This is a genomic window from Micromonospora sp. NPDC048999 (genome assembly GCF_040649295.1).
Classification (GTDB): domain Bacteria; phylum Actinomycetota; class Actinomycetes; order Mycobacteriales; family Micromonosporaceae; genus Micromonospora.
In genome coordinates, this window is the sequence record NZ_JBEZFI010000016.1 from 89759 (window position 1) to 109897 (window position 20139).

A 20139-nucleotide genomic window follows, 5' to 3' on the forward strand; every position below is an offset into this window, starting at 1 on the left:
CGGCCCTCGATCGTCAACGGATGTTGGCGGTGTGGCCGAGGGAGTAGCGGCCCGGCTGGGGCCAGACGGTCAGGCCGTGTGGGCCGTTGCCGACCGGGATCCGGGCGAGCAGCTTGCCGTCGCTGGTGCGCAGGGCGTAGACCTCATTGTGATAGCGGCCGGAGAGCCACAGCGTGGTGCCGTCGGCGGAGAGGCCACCCATGTCAGGGCTACCGCCGCCGGGGATCTTCCAGGTGGTGGCGGGTTTCAGGGTGGCCAGGTCGAGCACGCTGATGCTGCCGGCGTCCCGGTTGGTGACGTAGGCGAGCTTGCCGTCGCGGCTGAAGTAGATGCCGTGCGCGCCCTTGCCGGTGGGGACGAACCCCGTCTGCCGGGTCGCCTGCGCGTCGAAGACGTATACGCCGTGGGCATGCATGTCGGCGACCAGGAAGTGCTGCCCGTCCGGGGTGAGGCGGGTGTCCTGCGGCATCCCGTCGGCCGTCTCGGTCAGGGCGAACTCGCGCAGCTTGCGGAGGCTGGCCGTGTCGAGCACGAGCATCCGGTTGGCGAACTCGCAGCTGAACATCATGATCTTGCCGTCGGCGGAGTAGTCCATGTGGTTCACGCCCTTGCAGTCGGGAAACCGCTCCGAGCGCAGCCGCTGCCAGTTGGCCAGGTCGTAGAAGTCCAGCCGCTGGTAGGCCTCGGCGACCACGATGGCCTGTCGGCCGTCCGGCGTGAAGTAGAGGTTGTAGACATCCTCCAACTTCCGGAACGCGCCCGGCTTGCCGGTACGCGGATCAATCGGGACCAGCCCACCGTCGGGGACCTGGTCGGAGGCGACGTACAGCGTCCGCAGGTCGTACGACGGCACGACGTGCTGCGGCTCGGGGCCGCCCGGGAACGTGTCGACGACCCGGTAGGTGTTCGGATCGATCACCGACACATTGTTGCTGTTGGTGTTCGGCACGTAGACCAGCGCCTTGTCGCCCCGGACCGGCTCGGCCAGCATGTTCGGCCCCGCGCCCGCGTACGCGTTGCCGGAGCTCGGGTAGGCGGGCATGCCGGCGACCAGCGGCCCGAACGGCGTCGCCGCCGCCTTCTTCGACGGGGTCGCCCGGGGCCGCTGCCGGTCGGTGTCGGCGGCGGTGCAGGCCGTGCCGAGAAGCAGCAGCGTCACCGCCAGAAGCCCGCTCCGCCGCCAGGTCACCACGCTCGGCATCCTAATTGCCGCGATATTGCCGATAGTCCGGTTCCCCGCGAGGCCGGGCGAGGATCCACCCGGCCGGGGGACTCCCCGCGTGCACGGACCCGACCTCGCCCACGGAGATGTCCTCAAACCAATTTGTTTCAGGTGACACGCCAATCGCCGCGCGCCCGGCTGAGCCCTGAACAGCGACCACCGGTTCCGCCACACATCCACATTCGCGGAATCGATCTTGCCTGCCGGCTGTCGACACAACGCGGGCAACTGATCAACAAGAACATCGGGAGAGGTTCACCATGGCTCAGCTGACCGGCGCGTAGTGGCGCAAGAGCACCCGCAGCAGCGACAACAACGGCAACTGCGTCGAGGTCGCCGACAACCTGCCCGGCCTCATCGCCGTACGCGACAGCAAGGACCCGGCCGGGCCCACCCTCACCTTCTCCCCCGCCGCCTAGGCCAGCTTCGTCCGGGCCACCAAGTCCGCACACTGACTCGTACACCCAGACGGGAACGCACCCGGCGAACCATGCCGGACGCGCTCCCGCCACACGACCATGTCGAGAGACCGCGCTCGCCCGAGGGCTGGGCCCCTCGGCATCACCCCGCCTCTCGGGCGACACCTTGTCGAAACGGGCACCCGCCAGCGTCCACATGGCGGCGGATAAGGCGCCGCGCAAGCGCGGCGCACCGGGCGGGCTGCGGTGCGCTGCTGGCGGCCTCCGGCCGGCATCACGCCCCGCAGCCCGCCGCACCAGACGACGGCTGTTCAAACGCCCGAAGCCGGCAGCTGCGTGCTGCCGCTACCGTGATGCCCGTGACGACCTACGAGGCGGGCGCAATGGCCGTGGACATCCTGCTCGCCAGCGCCGCTATCGCCCTAGTCGGGTGCGCTGCCTGGTTGGTCATCCACAACCGGCGCGCGTCAACGGTTCGGCTGTTCGGACGGACCCTGCATCACCCCCGGCTGTGGGCCGCAGGGGCAGCTTGCGCGGGCTTCTACGTTCTCCTGGGGCTAGGAGACCTCACGGAGGTCACACCCAACACGTGGCGCACTCCGAGCCGGCGGATCGGAGCCGTGCTGTTTCTGGCCGCGTGGGCCCTAATGGCCACCCACTGGGTCCTTGAGTATCGCGCCAAGCGTCGGAATGGTCGTGAGCAGCAAGTTGGGCCGTGACGAGCGCCAGCGGGACCAACCGCCGTCGATGTCAGGGCACTCGGCTGCCGCACCGCTCCGCGGCTTGCCACCGGGTACACGAACGCCCAGGCGCGCGGAGAACCTGCGGCACGGCAAGCCGCCCCTGGCCGGAGAGGCCGAGGGCGGTAAGCCGCACGCCGCCGGACAGCCGCGCACACCGCGCCGCCGGGCCAGCCACGCGCCAGTAACCCGTGTCCCAGACGGTCAGGAGCGGTCATGAGCGACACGACCACACCCGCGCTGACCAGGCGATCCGGCAGATCGTGCCAGCCGAGAACGATCTTCCAAACAGATGGTGCGTGCCCAGCGCTGTCGCAACCCGGCTATGGCATGGTCCTCACTCGTGAAACGTGATTTCTCGGGCCGAGACGGCGACCTCGTTCCGATCAAGGGTTGGCCAACCGCTCTGAAGTTCGACGGGCAGGTCACCTACCTGTGGTGGGGCCAGGACATCAACAACGAGGATCGTGCTGCGGCTCGGGCGGGACGCTTGTACACCTTCGCCTCCGAAGCTGACTGCTGGGCAAGCGCAGATGCGAAAGGTTGGGCTGCCGACGGTGATCCAGCCGACCACGAGCTTGTAGTCGCGACCGACCTGGAGCTGGCTCAAGAGTGGCTACGAGGTCAGCGACTGACGCTCAACCCGGAATCCGGGCTGAACCTCTGGAACTGGGCCACCGACGCCGCCTACAGCACCGGCCGGCCATGGAGCGACCGCGGCGGCCTGCGTGACGGCTGCTATGACAATCTCGTCGCCGCTAACGTCCCATGGGCCTTCGGGACAGAGTCGCACCACCCCCGGTGGACACCCCGTCAGCTGCGGGCACTGCGGGAAGTCCTGAGCCAGGCGGTTCACCTGCTGCGTGCCGCGACGCGCGGCTGATCTTTCATCGCCTACCACACGGATTCGGCTCCGTGGTGGCGGCTGACCACGCCAGGATGCCCGGTCCCCACCACCGCCACGGCGACGCCCCTGGTACCGCCATCTGCAAGTTCAGACGACCGAGCAGAGCGCTGATCACGCTCGACCACGTGCCCAACAGGAACAGCAAGCACAGGAAAGGTCCTAGGCCATCGGGCACAACAAGATTGTTCGGCCCCTCCAGTCACGCGCAAGGCAAGCGGCGACAACGGCGGCGCGTGCATCGAGGTCTCTGACAACCTGTCCGGCCTCGTCGCCGTATGCGACAGCAAGGACCGGGCCGGGCCCACCCTCCCCTTCTCCCCCACCGCCTGGACCACCTTCGTCCGGGCCGCCAAGCCCGCACACTGACTTGTACGCCAGACGGGAGCGCCCCGGTCCGACCTGCTGGACGCGCTCCCGCCACCCAACCGCGTCAAGAGGCCGCGCTCGCCGAGATCACCTTCGTAGCCGACGACGCATGGATGGCAACCAACTTGCGGTGCCGGGATGATCGGCGGGTGGTTGAGAAGGAGTTCAGCACGCGCGGGGGCGTCGCCTACGTTGACCCTGTTGTGCGGTCGTGGGGACAGGGTTTCAAAAGCTACAGGAGCGCCACGTGGCCCTTCGCTCGGCTCCGCGTGGGAACGAGTCACGTCAGGGTCTCGTCTCTGTTCGGAGAGTTTCGCGTCACCCGCACGAACGTCGTATCAATCTCCCGGTTCGGCCGTATCCCCCTTCTGGCAGACGGCGTCCTGTTTGTAGGAGATGACCACGACGAGGCCGTGATCTTCTGGACGGCCCGCGCCGGCAAAGTGTTGGACGAGCTGCAACGCCGAGGCTGGCCAGTAGCAGGCTGATTGTCAGCTCATCGACGTGCGATGGTTCTTTCGGAACGAAGGAGTCAAGCTCTGCCTGCGAAACGGTGGCCGCCGGAGCTTGACATCCCTGGGCCACCTACCAGCAGGGGTCGGGCGGGCCGCAGCCGGCTGGCGAAAAGCCCACGACCGTCAGATACACGAAGGAGAAGGCCATCGCCGCAAATACGGCTGCGCCAGCCACGCACCCGGCAACCGCCTGACCGCGACCACGTTGCCCAGTCCTCTTGATCTCCTTCAGTCCCACTGCGCCTACGGCAACAGCGCAGACGCCGAGCAGCAGCACAGGGATTAGAAGTCTGATGTCCAGGTCTATCAGCTCGGCATAGCCCGCGCTGATGTACAGCAGCGGAACCAGGCCCATGCAGCAGGCCATGGTCGCCAGAGGGTTGTACCTTCGCTGGCTCTCGGAGAGCTGACCGGTCATGGCACGTCCCACCTTCTCGTCGCCGCTCGGATGCTCCGGCTGCGGCGTCACGAGACCCGCCGCCCAGGATCATGAGTGGAGACACCAGGATGGATCATGCGGGCGGGCAAGGGAAGGCGGCTGAGACTACGGCCTGAGCCGGGTACGTCGCGGAGCCGCCAGCGCAGGGGCATCGACGCCAGCCCGGCGCGGCTGCCAACCATGCGGGCTGCCGGCCCGCCGGTACAGCAGCGAGACGCCGAGAGGCGCTTCGGCAGGTCGGGCAGGGTTTGCGCAGGTGGATGGTCGGCCACCGCCGAGCCCGGGGCGTGATGGCGAGCTGGCCGGCGCGGCAGCGGTCGGCATGTTCGTGCAGCGCACCACGGGGCACGACGGTACTGACCCGAGCTGGGGCGGACGTACGCTCGCTGCCCTTGGCGACCTGCCCGCCCTGCTGCCCGAGCCGGCCAGCCTAAGTTCTGCTTCAACGTCTGACGGTCGGGCTGGGCTCGGGGCAAATACCCGTTGACGTGCGGATATGTCCAATGCGAATGAATCTTGACCATGGGAAAGCGTTGATCATAGGCTGCGATCTCTGCGTCGATTTACCTAACGGAAGCAGGTACCGACATGCCCCTGTCGAAGCATCCACCCGGAACAATCCTCACGCGACGGCTGGCCGGCGCCGCCGCGGTCCTTCTGCTGTCCGGGACGGCGCCCCTCGCGGTCGGCGCCCCCGCCGGCGCCGCCACCCCGGCTCCCACCTGCAGCAACGACCCGTCCGCCCGACTGTCCACGGTGCCCAGCCCGGAGTCGGTGCTCGGCTTCCCGCTCGGCCTTGGCCAGCAGCGGGTTGTCACCAACGACGAGGTCCGGACGTACCTGGGCGCGGTCGACCGCGCCTCCGACCGGGTGATCACCGGTGTCATGGCGACCAGCGGGCTCGGCCAGCCGCTGCCGTATGCCGTCGTCTCCAGCGAGCGGCACGTCAAGCAGGGCACGCTGCGGCAGATCGCCGACGACATCCGTGACCTGCGGGACCCGCGGCAGACCAAGCCGAACAAGGCCGCCCGGACGGCGGCCGACCAGCCGGCCATCGTCTGGGTGACGGCCAACGTGCACGGTGGCGAGAAGAGCGGCACCGACGCGGCCCTCAAGACCCTGTACGAGTTGGCCGCCGGCCTGTCGTGCGCGGTGCAGCAGCGCAACGACAACCTGGTCACGGTCATCGTGCCGACCCAGAACCCGGACGGGCGCGACGCCAGCCGCCGGCAGAACGAGTACGGCTTCGACATGAACCGGGACTGGTTCGCCCGTACTCAGCAGGAGACCGACGGCAAGATCGAGCTCATGCGGCAGTACCCGCCGCAGGTCTTCATCGACGCGCACGAGATGGGTGGCCGGCAGTACTTCTTCCCGCCGAACGCCGACCCGATCCACCATGAGATCGCCAGTGAGGTCGTCGACTGGATCAACCAGATCGGCGAGGCCAACAAGGCGGGATTCGGCTACAACGGTGCCTGTGGTGGCGCCGTCACGACCGAGTGCTACTTCAACTACTCGACGTACGACCTGTTCTTCATGGGTTACGGCGACACGGTGCCGGCCGCCGGCTTCGGTGCCGCCGGCATGACCTTCGAGAAGGGCAGTTCCTCGTCGGTAGCTGACCGGGTGCAGCAGCAGTTCCACACACAGTGGTCGACGCTGGGCTGGGCCGCCGCGCACAAGCACGAGGTGTTGACCGGCTACTACAAGATCTGGACGGACGCGCTCGCCCAGGGGCGCGCCGGCACCCTGGAGCCGAACGAGGTGGTCCAGCCGACCAACTCCGTGCAGTTCCCGGTCCCGGACGTCAAGATCCGGTCCTACTTCCTGCTGCCCGATCGGCAGCTCGCCGACGTACGCCAGCTGGTCGAGCGGCTGCGCCGGATGGACGTCGAGGTGTACGAGGTGACCAAGCCGACCAAGGTGCCCACGGCCCGGGTCTTCGGCGGCCGTACCGCCACCAACGTCACCGTGCCCGAGGGCGCGTACTGGATCCCGATGGACCAGCCGCAGAAGCACTGGATCCAGGCGATCCTCGGCGAGGACCCGTACGTCCCGTTCCCCTACTTCTACGACGTGTCGTCCTGGAGCAACCCGATGCTCATGGGCGTGGAGACGATCTACACCGGCGACGACGTCCGGCCCCACTCCAAGCTGGTTCGGGAGATCGACGGCGGCAAGACCTCGGCGGCCGGAGCGAAGGGCTCGTACGCGTACCCGCTGGACTCCGCGGCGGCGTCCGAACTCACCTTCCGGCTGCTCGGCCAGGGCGTGCCGCTGGTCCGTGACCTCGACACCGGCGTGGTCGGGTTCCCCGCGAAGAGCCTGACCAAGGAGACCGAGCAGCTTGCCCGGTCGCTCGGGGTGACGTTGAACCCGCGCGGTGCGGCGGCCAGCGGCACGCCGGTGGACCTGCCGGATGTCGGGCTGTTCGAGGGCACCGGCATCAGCACCACCTCCGGTTCCCACGGCGAGGCCCGGTACGTGCTCGGCAAGCGGTGGGGGCTGGACCTCAGGCCGGTGACCACCGCCGACATCAACAACAACACGGCGGCGTTCACCGGGCGTACGGTGCTGCTGGTGCCGGACGGCAGCAACGCGACCGGCGGCCTCACCGCGGCGGGCCAGGCCAACCTGCGCAACTGGATCGGCCAGGGCCACACCTACATCGGCCTGCGCAACGAGGGCACCCGGATGGCCCGCGCCGCCGGGCTCACCTCCACCGCCGAGAAGCAGAAGCCGACCGGCTACCAGGTGATCGGCTCGCACCTGCGGGTCGACGTCGACCAGGACAGCCCGGTCGCGCTGGGCCGCCCGGCGGAGGACTTCGAGTTCAACAACGGCGACCCGATCCTCAGCCCGAGCACCACCGGCACCAACGTGCTCAGCTACCCGTCCGGTGGCACCTTCTGGGCCAACGGCTACACGGTCAAGGGCGACGCACTCAAGGGGACGGCGGCGCTGGTGGACGAGCCGACCGGCGCCGGCCGGGCCGTGCTGTTCGCGTTCAACCCGCTGTTCCGGGCGTACAACGAGAACGGGCTGCACCTGGTGGCCAACGCGCTGCTCTACCCGACCGCTAGCGCCCCGGCGGCGCGTACCTTCGCGCCGCTGCGTGCGGACGGTGTCGATCCGGCCCGCGCCGCCGCGGCCGCCGCCCCGGCTCCGGAGAACCTGGGCGGTGAGTGGCGGCCGATCACCATCGAGGTGGCGGCCGGCGACCTGGCCCGCACCGAGCAGGTGGTGGACGACTTCACCGACGCCGCGCGGGCGTCCGTGGCCGACTCCTCCGCCTACCTGGTGATCCCGAACCCGGAGGGTCTGCAGGTCGACGAGCACCCGTTCCTGGCTGACCTGGTCCGCGCCCTGCAGGACGCGGGGATTCCGCTGCGGTCCGTGGTCGCCTGATCGCCGGCCCCGGGTCCGGCCTGTCCCATGGGCCGGACCCGGGGCCCGTCGACCACCCGCGCTACCGCCCTCCGGCCCGCCGTCGCGCGCCGACGCGTCGCCAGAGGAGCGCCGCCAACACGACCGCGACGGCGGCGGCGCCGAGGCCGATCGGCACCGACAGGCGCCCTCCGGCCCGAGCGGGTCGCTCGCCCGACACCGCGGCGACCTGGTGGTCGTCCTTCTTCTCATCCGAGGTGACGAGACGACCGACGGACGTGCCGGGCGCGAGGCTGAAGCCCCAGTTGAGCAGGGCCGATGCCTCGCCGAGGCTGCCCAACGGCGCGGTCTCCGCGCCGAGCAGGGTCACTGCGAGCCGTCGCCCGTCGCGTTCGGCGACTCCGACGTACGTCTGCCGGGCCAGGTCCGTGAAGCCGGTCTTGCCGCCGAGCGTCCCCGGATAGGTGTCCAGCAGCGTGACGTCGTGGGTAAGTGCGAGCGGCGGTGTTCCCGGCTCGCCGGGTATCTGCGCCACCCGGGTCGAGATGTAGCGGCGGAAGTCCTCGCGGGCGAAGGCCGCCCGCGCGATCAGCGCGAGGTCGTACGCGCTGGTGTACTGGCCGAGGCCATCCAGGCCGGAGGGTGTCACCGCGTGGGTCTGGTTGGCGCGCAGCCGGTGCGCCTCGTCGTTCATCGCCTGCACGCCGCCCGGCCGGCCGGCGCTGCCGCCGCCGACCCGGGCCAGCACGTTGGCCGCGTCGTTGCCCGACTTCAGTAGCAACCCCAGCCACAGGCTCTCGATCGTGTAGTGGCCGCCCTCGACCAGCCCCATGAGCGAGCTAGCCGGGTCGAGATCACGCAGATCATCCCGGCTCACCTCGACGACCTGGGCCGGATCGAGGCGGGGCATCAGGGCCGCCGCCAGCAGCAGTTTCTGTACGCTGGCCGGCGTCCGATGCTCGTGCGGGCCGCATCCGCCCAGCACTACCCCACTGTCGAGGTCGGCCACCAGCCAGGCGGTGGCGGTCACCGCCGGTGCCATCGGCACGCCGGCGGGAATGGCCAGCCCGGCGGTTGCCAGCGCCTCGCCGCCGACCGCCGCCTCGGCGGTGTCGACCGGTGGCGGGGACGGCGCGGCGGGCGGGGGCGCCGGCGGCTGCACAGCGGGACAGGAGACGAACGGCGCGGCTGCTGCCGGTGCCGGTGGCACGACCACCGCGGCGGGAACGGTGAGCACCGCACCGAGCATCACACGTAAGATGGTCACGTTTACGTACGGTAATCGCCGACCGGGCGGACGCGGTCCAATTGGGGAAAGCGCCGACCGCCGCGGTAGCAGACGGCCGACGTGCGCCGCCTATGCTCGGGCGCATGGGAGATCCTTTCCGGGTACGCATCACCGTCCGCGGCTACGAGCTCGACACGCAGGGCCACCTCAACCAGGCCGTCTATCTGCAGTACGCCGAGCACGCCCGCTGGGAGTGCCTGCGGGCCGCCGGCATCTCCCAGGACCGGCTCATCGCCAGCGGCGTGGGGCCGGTCGCGCTGGAGGCCACCGTCCGCTACCTGCGTGAGCTGCGCGGCGGCGACGAGGTGGACGTCTCCTGCGAGTTCCGCTGGGGCGAGGGCAAGACCTTCCACATCGACCAGGACTACACCCGGCCGGACGGCAACCAGGTCGCCACGCTGACCGGGGTGGCCGGGTTGCTCGACCTGTCCGCCCGGCGGATGGTGCCGAATCCGCGGGAGCGGTTCCGGGAGCTGGCCACCGACCCGCGGCCGCTCAACCTCTGACCGGCCGGTGATTGCCTCTGCTCGTCCGCCGCTGGCCGTACTCGACGCGGTGTTGGAGCGGCTGACCTACGTCAACGAGGAGACCGGCTACACGGTCGCCCGCGTCGCCACCGAGCGCGGTAGCGACCTGTTGACGGTGGTCGGCGCGCTGCTGGGCGCGCAGCCCGGGGAGAGCCTGCGCCTGCACGGGCGGTGGTCGTCGCACCCGAAGTACGGGCGGCAGTTCGAGGTCGACTCCTACACCACCGTGCTGCCGGCCACGATCCAGGGCATCCAGCGTTACCTCGGCTCGGGCCTGGTCAAGGGCATCGGCCCGGTGTTCGCCGAGCGGATCGTGGCCCACTTCGGGCTGGACACGCTGCGGGTGATCGAGGAGGAGCCGGCCCGGCTGGTCGAGGTGCCCGGCCTGGGGCCGAAACGCACCGCGAAGATCAGCGCCGCGTGGGAGGAGCAGAAGGCCATCAAGGAGGTGATGGTCTTCCTGCAGGGCGTCGGCGTGTCGACCTCCCTCGCGGTACGGATCTACAAGCAGTACGGCGACGCGTCGATCGAGGTCGTGACGAAGGAGCCGTACCGGCTGGCCGCGGACGTCTGGGGCATCGGCTTCAAGACCGCCGACACCATCGCCCAGGCCGTCGGCATCCCCCACGACAGCCCCCAGCGGGTCATGGCCGGCCTGCGCTACACCCTCTCCGAGGCCACCGACGACGGCCACTGCTACCTTCCCGCAGCCGAACTGGTCACCGACGCCACGAAGATCCTCGACGTACCGGGCGACCTCGTCACCCGCTGCCTCGACGACCTGGTCGCCGACGAGGGGGTCGTCCGCGAGACGCTGCCCGGCGGGGAGGGCGGGCCGGTGCCGGCGGTATATCTGGTGCCGTTCCACCGCGCCGAGCAGTCCCTCGCCGGGTCGCTGTTGCGCCTGCTGCACGACCGGGCCGATCGGCTGCCCCACTTCGCCGACGTCGACTGGGGCCGGGCCCTGGCCTGGCTGCGGGCGCGCACCGGCGCGGACCTGGCCCCGGAGCAGGAACAGGCGGTCCGCCTCGCCCTGACCTCGAAGGTGGCGGTGCTGACCGGCGGGCCGGGCTGCGGCAAGAGTTTCACCGTCCGCTCGATCGTCGAACTCGCCATCGCGAAGAAGGCCAAGGTCACCCTCGTCGCGCCGACCGGCCGCGCCGCGAAACGGCTCTCCGAGCTGGCCGGGCAGCCGGCCGCCACGGTGCACCGGCTGTTGCAGCTACGCCCCGGTGGGGAAGCGTCCTACGACCGCGACAATCCCCTCGACGTCGACCTGCTCGTCGTCGACGAGGCCTCCATGCTCGACCTGATCCTGGCGAACAAGCTCGTCAAGGCCGTCCCGCCCGGGGCGCACCTGCTGCTGGTCGGCGACGTCGACCAGCTTCCCTCCGTCGGCGCGGGTGAGGTCCTGCGCGACCTGCTCGCCGCGCCGGCTATCCCGCGGGTGCGGCTGACGCAGATCTTCCGGCAGGCCGCCGAGTCGGGAGTGATCACCAACGCCCACCGCATCAACGCCGGTCGCCCACCCGTGCTGCACGGCCTGCCCGACTTCTTCCTGTTCTCCTGCGACGACACCGAGGCCGCCGCCGCGCTGACCGTCGACGTCGCCTGCGCCCGCGTACCGGCGAAGTTCAAGCTCGACCCACGCCGGGATGTGCAGGTGCTCGCCCCGATGCACCGCGGCCCGGCCGGCGCCGCCGCGCTCAACACCCTGCTGCAGCAGCGCCTCACCCCGCACCGGGAGGGCCAGCCCGAGCGGCGGATGGGTGGGCGGGTGTTCCGCGTCGGCGACAAGGTCACCCAGATCCGCAACAACTACGACAAGGGACGGGCCGGCGTCTTCAACGGCACGCTCGGCATCGTCACCGCCCTCTCCCCCGAGGAGCAGACCCTTACCGTGCGCACCGACGAGGACGAGAGCATCGACTACGACTTCGACGAACTCGATGAGCTGTCCCACGCGTACGCCATGACCATCCACCGCTCCCAGGGCTCCGAATACCCGGCGGTCGTCATCCCCCTGACGACCAGCGCGTGGATGATGCTGCAGCGCAACCTGCTCTACACCGCCGTCACCCGCGCCCGGCAGCTCGTGGTCCTCGTCGGCTCCCGTCGGGCGCTTTCCGCAGCCGTACGCACCGTCGGCGCCGGGCGCCGCCACACCGCCCTCGACCACCGCCTCACCTGAGGCAAGCTATGGGATGGTCAGGCCGTACTTGGCGAGGATCTGCGTGATCGGCTGGTAGTAGGTGCTGCCGCCAACGGTGCAGTTGCCGGTGCCGCCCGAGAGGATGCCGAGGACGGTGCCGGTCGAGGCCACGTAGAGCGGACCGCCGCTGTCGCCGGGCTCCGCGCAGATATTGGTGCGGACCAGCCCGTACACCGGCCCCTCGATGTAGTTGACGGTCTGGTTCAGCGCGGTGACCGTGCCGCACCGCACGCCCGTGGCGGCGCCGCTACGGCAGACCGCCTGGCCGACGGAGGCGTTGCCGGCGCCGGTGACGGTGAGCAGGCCCGGGTCGCCTGCGGCGGAGACGGTGAGCCGACCGGGATAGGTGTAGATCGCGCTGGGATGGGCGATCGTGCCGGTGTAGCGCCACACGCCGTAGTCGTTGCCGGGGTAGCTGCCGGCGACCGAGGTGCCGAGCACGGTGGTGTGCGCGCTGTCGGCGAACCAGACGGCGCTGTTGCAGTGCCCGGCGGTGACGAAGTAGGAGGTGCTGCCGCTGCGGACGTTGGCCCCGAGCGAGCAGCGGCCGCCGCTGCCGTAGATGGCCTCGCCCCCGGCAATCAGGGTACGCAGCCGGCCGGGTTCACGCCGCAGCTCGGCACCGGCCCGCGCCGCGGTGTCCCGCAGCGCCGCCAGTTCGGCGCCGCCGACCGTGTCGTCGACGGTGATGGTCATCCGGCCGCTGGCGGGGTCGAAACCCCACGCGGTGCCGGGCGTACGCACCTCGGCGAGCGCCACGGACGCCCGCTCCGAGTCGGGTTGCGCGTGGGCGGCGGCTGGGGTGCCGGTGAGCACTGCGGCCAGGACGAGAGCGACGAGCGGGAGCCGACGCATTTCGAACCTCCCATAAATCCATGGCGACCAATATCTCCTCAGCATCCACCGTTGTCACCCGCCACTCAAGCCCCGGCGGGGCCCTCACCCGGTCCGGTGAGTGCTGTCGTCGTCTAGGAACGGCGCGCACTTACCGCCGTCCGCCGCGCCGGGCTAAACCGGGGTGACGGCTCGCCGCGAGGGAGGTGACGGCATGGATCCGCGCTGTTCGAGCGCCGGTTTCGGCAGCGCCGAGGCGGTCGCGGAGGCGATCCTCTACGAGGGCTACCTGCTCTATCCCTACCGCCGGTCGTCGGGCAAGAACCGGGTGCGCTGGCAGTTCGGTGTCCTCGTGCCTTCCGCCTGGGCGGCGGCGCAAGGCCTGGTCGACAGCGGCGTGGCCGGTTCGGCCGAGTCGCCGTGGCAGCAGACCGAGTGCCTGGTGGAGGCCCCGGACAGCGCGGTCGTCCGGATTCGGCTGCGCTTCCTGCAGCTGCAACGCAAGACGGTCGAGGAGCGGACGGCCGGCGGCTACCGGCCGGTCGACCGGATCGACGTCGGCGACCGCACGGAGCTCAGCTTCGACGAGGCCGTACCCCGGGAGTTCGACGTCGAGGCGCGGGTGAGCGACCTGCTGCGCGGGCGTCGCCTCGACCTCCAGATCCCCGGCGGCGAGGACGTCGAACCGGTGGTCGGCGCCCGGGGTGAGCGGGTGGGCCGGGTGGTGCGCCGGCGGTGGCCGCTGTCCGCGTCGGTCAGCGTCTCCGCCGAGGAGTGCCGGACGCCCTTCCGGTTGCGGCGCCTCACGGTACGCGTGGAGAACACCGATCGGACCACCCCCGCGGACAGCCGGCGGGCGGAGGCGCTGCGCTGCTGTCTGCTCGCGACGCACACCCTGATCGGCGTCGACCAGGGGCGGTTCCTGTCGCTGCTCGAGCCGCCGGAGTGGGCGGCGGACGCGGCCCGGGAGTGCCGAAACGTGCACACGTTTCCGGTGCTCGGCGGCGAGCCGGGCACGTCCGGCGTGCTCCTGTCGTCGCCCGTCATCCTCTACGACCATCCGCAGATCGCCCCGGAGAGCCCGGGCGACCTGCACGACGCGGCCGAGATCGACGAAATCCTGTCGCTGCGCACGCTCACCCTCTCCGACGCCGAGAAGCGCGAGGTCCGGGCCACCGATCCCCGCGCCGCGGCGATCCTCGACCGCGTCGAGGCGATGCCGCCCGAGGTCCTCGAACGGCTGCACGGGGCCATCCGGTCCCTGGAGCCGGTACGCCCGCCCGCCGAGGCCGCCGAGCAGACGCCCTGGTGGGAGCCCGGGGCCGAACCGGCGGTCGCACCGGAGGCGGAAACCGTCCTCGTCGCGGGCACCCTGCTGTCGCGCGGCAGCCGGGTCCGGTTACGGCCGCGCCGGCGGGGCACCGACGCGCACGACATGTTCCTGGCCGGCCGCACCGCCCGGGTGGAGCAGGTGCTGCTGGACGTGGACGGCACGCGGTTCCTGGCCGTGACGGTGGACGACGACCCGGGCGCGGACCTGCACCAGTGGTACGGCCGGCTGCGTCATTTCCGCCCGGAGGAGGTCGAGCCGCTCCCCGGCCCGGTTGATGCGCCGCCCGGTGCGGTCGGGGTGCTGTCCAGTGTCGAGGCGCAGCCCGGAGAGGTCGAGGCGCGATGAGTGGCGACGGCGGCCGGGTGCTGATCGCCGGCATCGGCAACATTTTCCTCGGCGATGACGCCTTCGGCGTGGAGGTCGTCCGGCGCCTGCGGGACGCCGCCCTCCCGGCCGGGGTGGAGGTGTCCGATTACGGCATCCGGGGCATGCATCTGGCCTACGATCTGCTGGACGGCCGCCACGACGTGCTGGTCATGGTCGACGCGTTGCCGATGGACGAGCCGCCGGGGACGTTGGCCGTCCTGCAAGTGGATCTCGACGACCCCGGCTGGACCCTGCGGCCGGCCGACGTACTGGCGGCGCCGGCCGCCGACGGGCACGGCATGGATCCCGAGTCGGTGCTGCGTCTGCTATGCAGCCTGGGCGGCAGCGTCGGACGCGTACTCGTGGTGGGCTGCCAACCCGCCGTCCTCGACGAGCGGATGGAGCTGTCGGCGCTGGTCTCCGGCGCGGTCGACGAGGCGGTCCGGACGGTGCTCCGGATCGCGCGGGAGGAATCCGCGCGGCTCGCCACGGCGGGACAACGGCAGGAGATTCGTTCGGCAGCCGAGAAAGGGGTGACCGCCGATGCATGAGACAGGCTTGTCGGAGGCGATCGTGGCGGCGGCGGTACGCAGGGCCGCCGGGCGCCGGCTCACCGGCCTGCGGGTACGGATCGGCGGCCACCCGGTCGACCCGGACGTCGTCACGCAGGGCATCCAGGTGGCCGCGGCCGGCACGGTGGCCGCGGACGCCGCCGTGGAGCTGGTGCTGGAACCGATGACGGTGCGCTGCCACGACTGCGACCGCAGTGGGCCGATCACCGACCACCTCGCGATGGTGGCCTGCCCGCAGTGCGGGGGTGTGAACGTCGACGTCACCGGCGACGACGACGTCGTGCTGGAGTCCGTCACGGTGGCCGGCATCGAGGTAGGAGCGGTCTGATGGACGCCACCGAGCTGCTGCGGCACGACCACCGCGTGGTGGAACAGCTGTTCCGGGACTATCGGGCGGCGGAATCGGATGCGCAGCGCCGCGGGGTTGTGGAGATCCTCGTCCGCGAGTTGTCGAAGCACGCCGCGCTCGAGGAGGTTCTCTTCTACCCCTTCGCCGCGCAGGTGCTCGCCGACGGGCACGTCGACCAGCACCTCGCCGGACATCGGCCGATCAAGGAGCTGCTCCTCGAACTGGACCACTGCCAGGCCGGCGATCCCGCGCAGGATCAGCTGATGGAGCGGCTGGCGTCCGCCGTCGAGCGGCATGTGCGCGACGACGAGGACGACCTGATGCCGCTGCTGTGCTCCCAGGCCGACGAGCAGGCGCTCCGCGAGCTGGGGCAGGAGATCGACCAGGGCAAGCAGAAAGCCCCGACGCGCCCGCACCCGCACGCGCCGGACAAACCGCCGGTGCTGACCCTCGCGGCGCCGGTGGTGGCCATCTACGACCGGCTGCGGGATCGGATGCAACGGAGGCCACAAACATGACGCAGGGCACGCACGGCACCGCGGTGATCCCGCAGGAGAACGGGTTCGACGAGATCACCATTTTGTGGATCTCCGAGGGCATGAGTTGTGATGGCGACTCCGTGTCGATGACGGCCTCCGACCAGCCGGCGATCGAGGACATCGTGCTCGGGCTCATTCCCGGCCTGCCGAAGGTCAACCTGCACAACAAGGTGCTGTCGCCGGCCGCCGGTGGCGAGGAGTTCCTGGCGCCGTACCGGAAGGCGGCCCGTGGTGAGATGCGCGAGCCGTTCATCCTGGTCATCGAGGGGTCGATCCCGAACGAGAACATCAACGGCGACGGGTACTGGACATCGTTCGGCAACGACGAGCAAACCGGTGAACCGCTGACCGTGAACTGGTGGATCGACCAGCTGGCGTCGAAGGCGTGGGCGGTCGTCGCGGCCGGCACGTGTGCGACGTACGGCGGTATCCACGCCATGGCGGGCAACCCGACGGGGTGCATGGGCCTGGCCGACTATCTCGGCTGGGACTTCCGGTCGCAGGGCGGTCTGCCGATCGTCAACGTGCCCGGCTGCCCGATCCAGCCGGAGAACTTCATGGAGACCCTGACCTGGGTGCTCTACCACGCCGCCGGCTCGGCGCCGCCCCCGCCGCTTGACAACATGCTGCGGCCGCAGTGGCTGTTCGGCAAGACGGTGCACGAGGGCTGCGACCGGGCCGCCTACTACGAGCAGGCCGACTTCGCCAAGGACTACAACTCCCCCAAGTGCCAGGTGAAGATCGGCTGCTGGGGGCCGGTCATCAACTGCAACGTGCCGAAGCGCGGCTGGATGGGCGGCGTGGGCGGCTGCCCCAACGTCGGCGGCATCTGCATCGGCTGCACCATGCCGGGTTTCCCCGACAAGTTCATGCCGTTCATGGACATGCCGCCCGGCGGCAGTCTGTCCACCCTGCTCATCAAGCCGTACGGCGCGGTGATCCGCCGCCTGCGCGGTATCACCAACGCCACCGCCAACCGGGAACCGAAGTGGCACCACAACGGTCCGGAGCTCACCAGCGGCTACAACCCACGGTGGCGTCCCTACGCTCCGGCAGATCCCCGTCGACAGGCGGCAATGGAGAGGAACCAACCGTGACCGCGACGAAACCGAAGCCGGCCGCCGCCAAGAAACCCGGCGAACTGGTGGAGATGGCGTGGGATCCGATCACCCGGATCATCGGCAACCTCGGCGTTTACACCAAGATTGACTTCGCCAACCGGGTGGTCGCCGAGTGTCACACCACGTCGTCGCTGTTCCGCGGCTACTCGGTGTTCATGAAGGGCAAGGACCCGCGCGACGCCGGCTTCATCACCAGTCGGATCTGCGGCATCTGCGGCGACAACCACACGACCTGCTCGGTGTACGCGCAGAACATGGCCTACGGCATCAAGACGCCGCCCCTCGCGGAGTGGATCATCAACCTCGGCGAGGCCGCCGAGTACATGTTCGACCACACGCTTTTCCAGGACAATCTCGTCTTCGTCGACTTCTGCGAGGCGATGGTCAAGCAGACCAACCCGAGCGTGCTCGCCCGCGCGGAGGCCACCGCGGCACCGGGTCGGGACATCCACGGCTACCGGACGATCGCCGACATCATGCGGGCGTACAACCCGTTCGAGGGCGAGGTCTACAAGGAGGCGCTGAAGGTCAGCCGGACCACCCGGGAGATGTTCTGCCTCATGGAGGGCCGACACGTCCACCCGTCGACGGTCTATCCCGGCGGCGTCGGCACCATGCCGCAGCCGACGCTGTTCACCGACTACCTGAGCCGGCTGATCAGCATCCTCGACTTCGTCAAGAAGGCCGTCGCCATGAACGACGACATCTTCGACTTCTGGTACGAGGCGCTTCCCGGCTACGAGGAGGTCGGCCGCCGCCGGGTGCTGCTCGGCTGCTGGGGCTCGTTCCAGAACCCCGACGTCGTCGACTACCGCTACGAGAACATGACGAACTGGGGGCGGGCGATGCACGTCACGCCCGGCATCGTCGTCGACGGCAAGCTGCTCACCACCGACCTGGTCGACATCAACCTCGGCATCCGGATCCTGCTCGGCAGCTCCTACTACAAGGACTGGGCCGGCCAGGAGGAACCGTTCGTCAAGTACGACCCGCTCGGCAACCCCGTCGACATCCGCCATCCCTGGAACCAGACCACCCTCCCGGATCCCGGCAAGCGCGACTTCGACGACAAGTACAGCTGGGTGATGAGCCCCCGCTGGTTCGACAAGAGCAGCGGGCAGCATCTCGCGCTGGACACCGGCGGCGGCTGCTTCGCCCGGCTCTACACCACGGCACTGGCGAAGATGGTCGACACCCCGTACGTCAAGTCGACCGGGCGCAGCGTGCTGATCTCGCTGCCGAAGAGCCGGACCCTGCCCGAGACGACGTTGGAGTGGAAGATCCCGAAGTGGTCGAACGCGCTGGAACGGGACCGATCACGGGCCTACTTCATCGCGTACGCGGCGGCGATGGCGCTGTACTTCCTGGAGCAGGCGATGGAGCGGATGCGCGCCGGCGACATGCGGGTCTTCACCGAGTTCGAGGTGCCGGACGAGGCCATCGGCTGCGGCTTCCACGAGGCCGTCCGCGGCGTCCTGTCGCACCACATCGTGATCCGGGACCGCAAGATCGCCAACTACCACCCGTACCCGCCGACGCCGTGGAACGGCAGCCCCCGCGACAGCTACGGCACCCCCGGGCCGTACGAGGACGCCATCCAGAACACGCCCATCTTCGAGGAGAACGGCCCGGACAACTTCAAGGGCGTGGACATCATGCGGGCCGTGCGCAGCTTCGATCCCTGCCTGCCGTGCGGCGTGCACATGTACGTCGGCGGCGGTCGCACCCTCCAGAAGATCCACTCGCCGATGTTCGGCGCGTCGCATGGGTGAGCAGCCGGACGTCCAGCGGCTCGACGACCCGGCCGTCGAGCCGCGGCTGGCCCGCCTGGACGCCGTGCTCGGCCAACTTGAGCAGACGCCCGGCCGCACCGCCGAGCTGGCGCTGGAGGCCGTCGAGCTGCTGACCGAGGTGTACGGCGAGGCGCTGGCCCGGGTCACCGATCTCGCCGCCGACAGCCCTCGCGCGCTCGAACCGCTCACCGGCGACGAGCTGCTGCGGCACCTGCTGCTGTTGCACCGCATCCACCCGGACCCGGTGCACCGACGCGTGGCCCGCGCGGTGGACGATCTGCGGCCGCAGCTGCGCGCGCGGGGCGCCGACCTCGCCCTGGTCGACGTCCGGGATGCGGTGGCGACGATCAGCCTGTCGGCGAGTTCCTGCGGCGCCGCGGGCCTGCGTGACCTCGTACGGGAACAGGTGTTGACGTTCGCCCCGGAACTGTCCGCAGTCGACGTGGTGGCGCCCGCGCCGGCTCCGGCCCTGATCCCGGTCGCCACGCTGTGGCAGCGACCGGACGGACCCCCGGCCGACCCGGCGACGACGGGCGACCGGGTGCCGCAGGTCGCGAGCCCGGTGACGTCGGGGGGCCCGGCGTGACGGCCGGCGCGCTGCAACGGGCGATCCGCCGCGCGGGAGCGCGCGCGGCCTCGGTCGAGCGCTGCGGGATGTGCGCCGGACCGGTCCGCCCGGAGCACCGGCACGTGTGGGACGAGCAGGACACCGAGCTGGTCTGCGCCTGCCAACCGTGCTCCCTGCTGTTCGAGCGCGAGGCGGCCGGCGGCGACCGGTACCAGCTCGTGCCCACCCGTGGCACCCAGCTGGCGGGCCTGTCCGCCGACGAGCTCGGCGTGCCGGTCGGCCTGGCCTTCTTCGTGAAGCAGCGGAACGGGAGGGTGCTCGGGCACTACCCGAGCCCGCTCGGCACGACCGAGTCGGAGGTCGATGCCGACGCCTGGCGGATCGTCGAGACGCGATCACCCGCGCTGGCCGAACTGCGGCCACGGGTCGAGGCGTTGCTGGTGTGGACGGGCACGCCGCGCGGCGGCGGCCAGCAGTGGCTGGTACCGGTCGACGACTGCTTCCGGCTCGTGGCGCTCATCCGGCAGCACTGGACGGGCATGTCAGGCGGCGGCACGGTGTGGCGGGAGATCGCCCGGTTCTTCGACGACCTCGGCCGACGGCACGGTTCGGCCGGCAACGACTGACAAAGGAGGCGGG

General features: G+C 70.3%; 18 protein-coding genes and 2 pseudogenes. 16 read left to right on the forward strand and 4 right to left on the reverse strand.

Annotated features, from left to right (window positions below):
* Positions 1-13: 13 nt before the first annotated feature.
* Positions 14-1192 carry a YncE family protein gene (locus tag AB0C02_RS18675; RefSeq protein ID WP_357549523.1) on the reverse strand — a complete coding sequence of 393 codons (1179 nt, stop codon included), beginning with the start codon at positions 1190-1192 and terminating at the stop codon, positions 14-16.
* 290 nt (positions 1193-1482) lie between these two features.
* Between AB0C02_RS18675 and AB0C02_RS18680 the strand changes: the two are divergent.
* The 5 genes and pseudogenes from AB0C02_RS18680 (at position 1483) to AB0C02_RS18700 (ending at position 4142) form a co-directional block, all read left to right on the forward strand.
* Positions 1483-1641: pseudogene (locus AB0C02_RS18680) on the forward strand (DUF397 domain-containing protein).
* 353 nt (positions 1642-1994) lie between these two features.
* A complete protein-coding gene (locus AB0C02_RS18685; RefSeq protein WP_357549526.1) occupies positions 1995-2360 on the forward strand; it encodes a hypothetical protein in 366 nt (121 codons plus the stop codon).
* Between the two features lie 364 nt (positions 2361-2724).
* Positions 2725-3264 (forward strand): hypothetical protein, encoded by a 540-nt coding sequence (locus AB0C02_RS18690; RefSeq protein ID WP_357549528.1) that lies wholly within the window; start codon positions 2725-2727, stop codon positions 3262-3264.
* A 237-nt stretch (positions 3265-3501) separates the two neighbouring features.
* Positions 3502-3654 (forward strand): annotated as a pseudogene (locus AB0C02_RS18695) (DUF397 domain-containing protein); the annotation flags it as partial.
* Between the two features lie 149 nt (positions 3655-3803).
* Entirely contained in the window at positions 3804-4142 is a 339-nt protein-coding gene (locus AB0C02_RS18700; RefSeq protein WP_357549529.1) for a hypothetical protein, read from the forward strand.
* A 97-nt stretch (positions 4143-4239) separates the two neighbouring features.
* On the opposite strand, the gene AB0C02_RS18705 is transcribed toward AB0C02_RS18700, so the two are convergent.
* The gene (locus tag AB0C02_RS18705; RefSeq protein ID WP_357549530.1) at positions 4240-4638 is read right to left on the reverse strand and encodes a DUF4190 domain-containing protein; all 399 of its coding nucleotides are present in this window, start codon (positions 4636-4638) and stop codon (positions 4240-4242) included.
* Between the two features lie 558 nt (positions 4639-5196).
* Between AB0C02_RS18705 and AB0C02_RS18710 the strand changes: the two genes are divergently transcribed.
* Positions 5197-8019, forward strand: a complete 2823-nt coding sequence (locus AB0C02_RS18710) for a M14 family zinc carboxypeptidase (RefSeq protein WP_357549532.1) — start codon at positions 5197-5199, stop codon at positions 8017-8019.
* A 61-nt stretch (positions 8020-8080) separates the two neighbouring features.
* Here AB0C02_RS18710 and AB0C02_RS18715 read toward each other — a convergent pair whose 3' ends face one another.
* Positions 8081-9265, reverse strand: a complete 1185-nt coding sequence (locus tag AB0C02_RS18715; RefSeq protein WP_357549533.1) for a D-alanyl-D-alanine carboxypeptidase — start codon at positions 9263-9265, stop codon at positions 8081-8083.
* A 104-nt stretch (positions 9266-9369) separates the two neighbouring features.
* Between AB0C02_RS18715 and AB0C02_RS18720 the strand changes: the two genes are divergently transcribed.
* The gene (locus AB0C02_RS18720) at positions 9370-9792 is read left to right on the forward strand and encodes an acyl-CoA thioesterase (RefSeq protein WP_357549537.1); all 423 of its coding nucleotides are present in this window, start codon (positions 9370-9372) and stop codon (positions 9790-9792) included.
* 7 nt (positions 9793-9799) lie between these two features.
* Positions 9800-12004, forward strand: a complete 2205-nt coding sequence (locus AB0C02_RS18725) for an ATP-dependent RecD-like DNA helicase (protein ID WP_357549538.1) — start codon at positions 9800-9802, stop codon at positions 12002-12004.
* Positions 12005-12010: 6 nt separating this feature from the next.
* Here the strand turns inward: AB0C02_RS18725 and AB0C02_RS18730 are convergent, their stop codons facing one another.
* On the reverse strand, positions 12011-12880 hold the full coding sequence (locus AB0C02_RS18730) for a S1 family peptidase (RefSeq protein ID WP_357549540.1): 870 nt from the start codon (positions 12878-12880) through the stop codon (positions 12011-12013).
* Between the two features lie 193 nt (positions 12881-13073).
* Between AB0C02_RS18730 and AB0C02_RS18735 the strand changes: the two genes are divergently transcribed.
* The 8 genes from AB0C02_RS18735 to AB0C02_RS18770 are packed head-to-tail and all read left to right on the forward strand — an operon-like array spanning position 13074 to position 20126.
* Positions 13074-14537, forward strand: a complete 1464-nt coding sequence (locus AB0C02_RS18735; protein ID WP_357549541.1) for a hypothetical protein — start codon at positions 13074-13076, stop codon at positions 14535-14537.
* The gene (locus tag AB0C02_RS18740; RefSeq protein ID WP_357549542.1) at positions 14534-15109 is read left to right on the forward strand and encodes a hydrogenase maturation protease; all 576 of its coding nucleotides are present in this window, start codon (positions 14534-14536) and stop codon (positions 15107-15109) included. The genes AB0C02_RS18735 and AB0C02_RS18740 overlap by 4 nt, the downstream gene beginning before the upstream one ends.
* Positions 15102-15458, forward strand: coding sequence for a hydrogenase/urease maturation nickel metallochaperone HypA (locus tag AB0C02_RS18745; protein WP_357549543.1), 357 nt, complete (start codon positions 15102-15104; stop codon positions 15456-15458). Before AB0C02_RS18740 ends, AB0C02_RS18745 begins: the two co-directional genes overlap by 8 nt.
* Complete coding sequence (locus AB0C02_RS18750) at positions 15458-15997, forward strand: hemerythrin domain-containing protein (protein ID WP_357549544.1); 540 nt, start codon at positions 15458-15460, stop codon at positions 15995-15997. Before AB0C02_RS18745 ends, AB0C02_RS18750 begins: the two co-directional genes overlap by 1 nt.
* Positions 15994-17115, forward strand: coding sequence for a hydrogenase expression protein HypE (locus tag AB0C02_RS18755; RefSeq protein WP_357549546.1), 1122 nt, complete (start codon positions 15994-15996; stop codon positions 17113-17115). The genes AB0C02_RS18750 and AB0C02_RS18755 overlap by 4 nt, the downstream gene beginning before the upstream one ends.
* On the forward strand, positions 17112-18911 hold the full coding sequence (locus tag AB0C02_RS18760; protein WP_357549547.1) for a nickel-dependent hydrogenase large subunit: 1800 nt from the start codon (positions 17112-17114) through the stop codon (positions 18909-18911). The genes AB0C02_RS18755 and AB0C02_RS18760 overlap by 4 nt, the downstream gene beginning before the upstream one ends.
* Complete coding sequence (locus AB0C02_RS18765; RefSeq protein WP_357549549.1) at positions 18904-19518, forward strand: hypothetical protein; 615 nt, start codon at positions 18904-18906, stop codon at positions 19516-19518. The genes AB0C02_RS18760 and AB0C02_RS18765 overlap by 8 nt, the downstream gene beginning before the upstream one ends.
* Entirely contained in the window at positions 19515-20126 is a 612-nt protein-coding gene (locus AB0C02_RS18770; protein ID WP_357549551.1) for a DUF5947 family protein, read from the forward strand. Before AB0C02_RS18765 ends, AB0C02_RS18770 begins: the two co-directional genes overlap by 4 nt.
* The last annotated feature ends 13 nt before the right edge of the window (positions 20127-20139 follow it).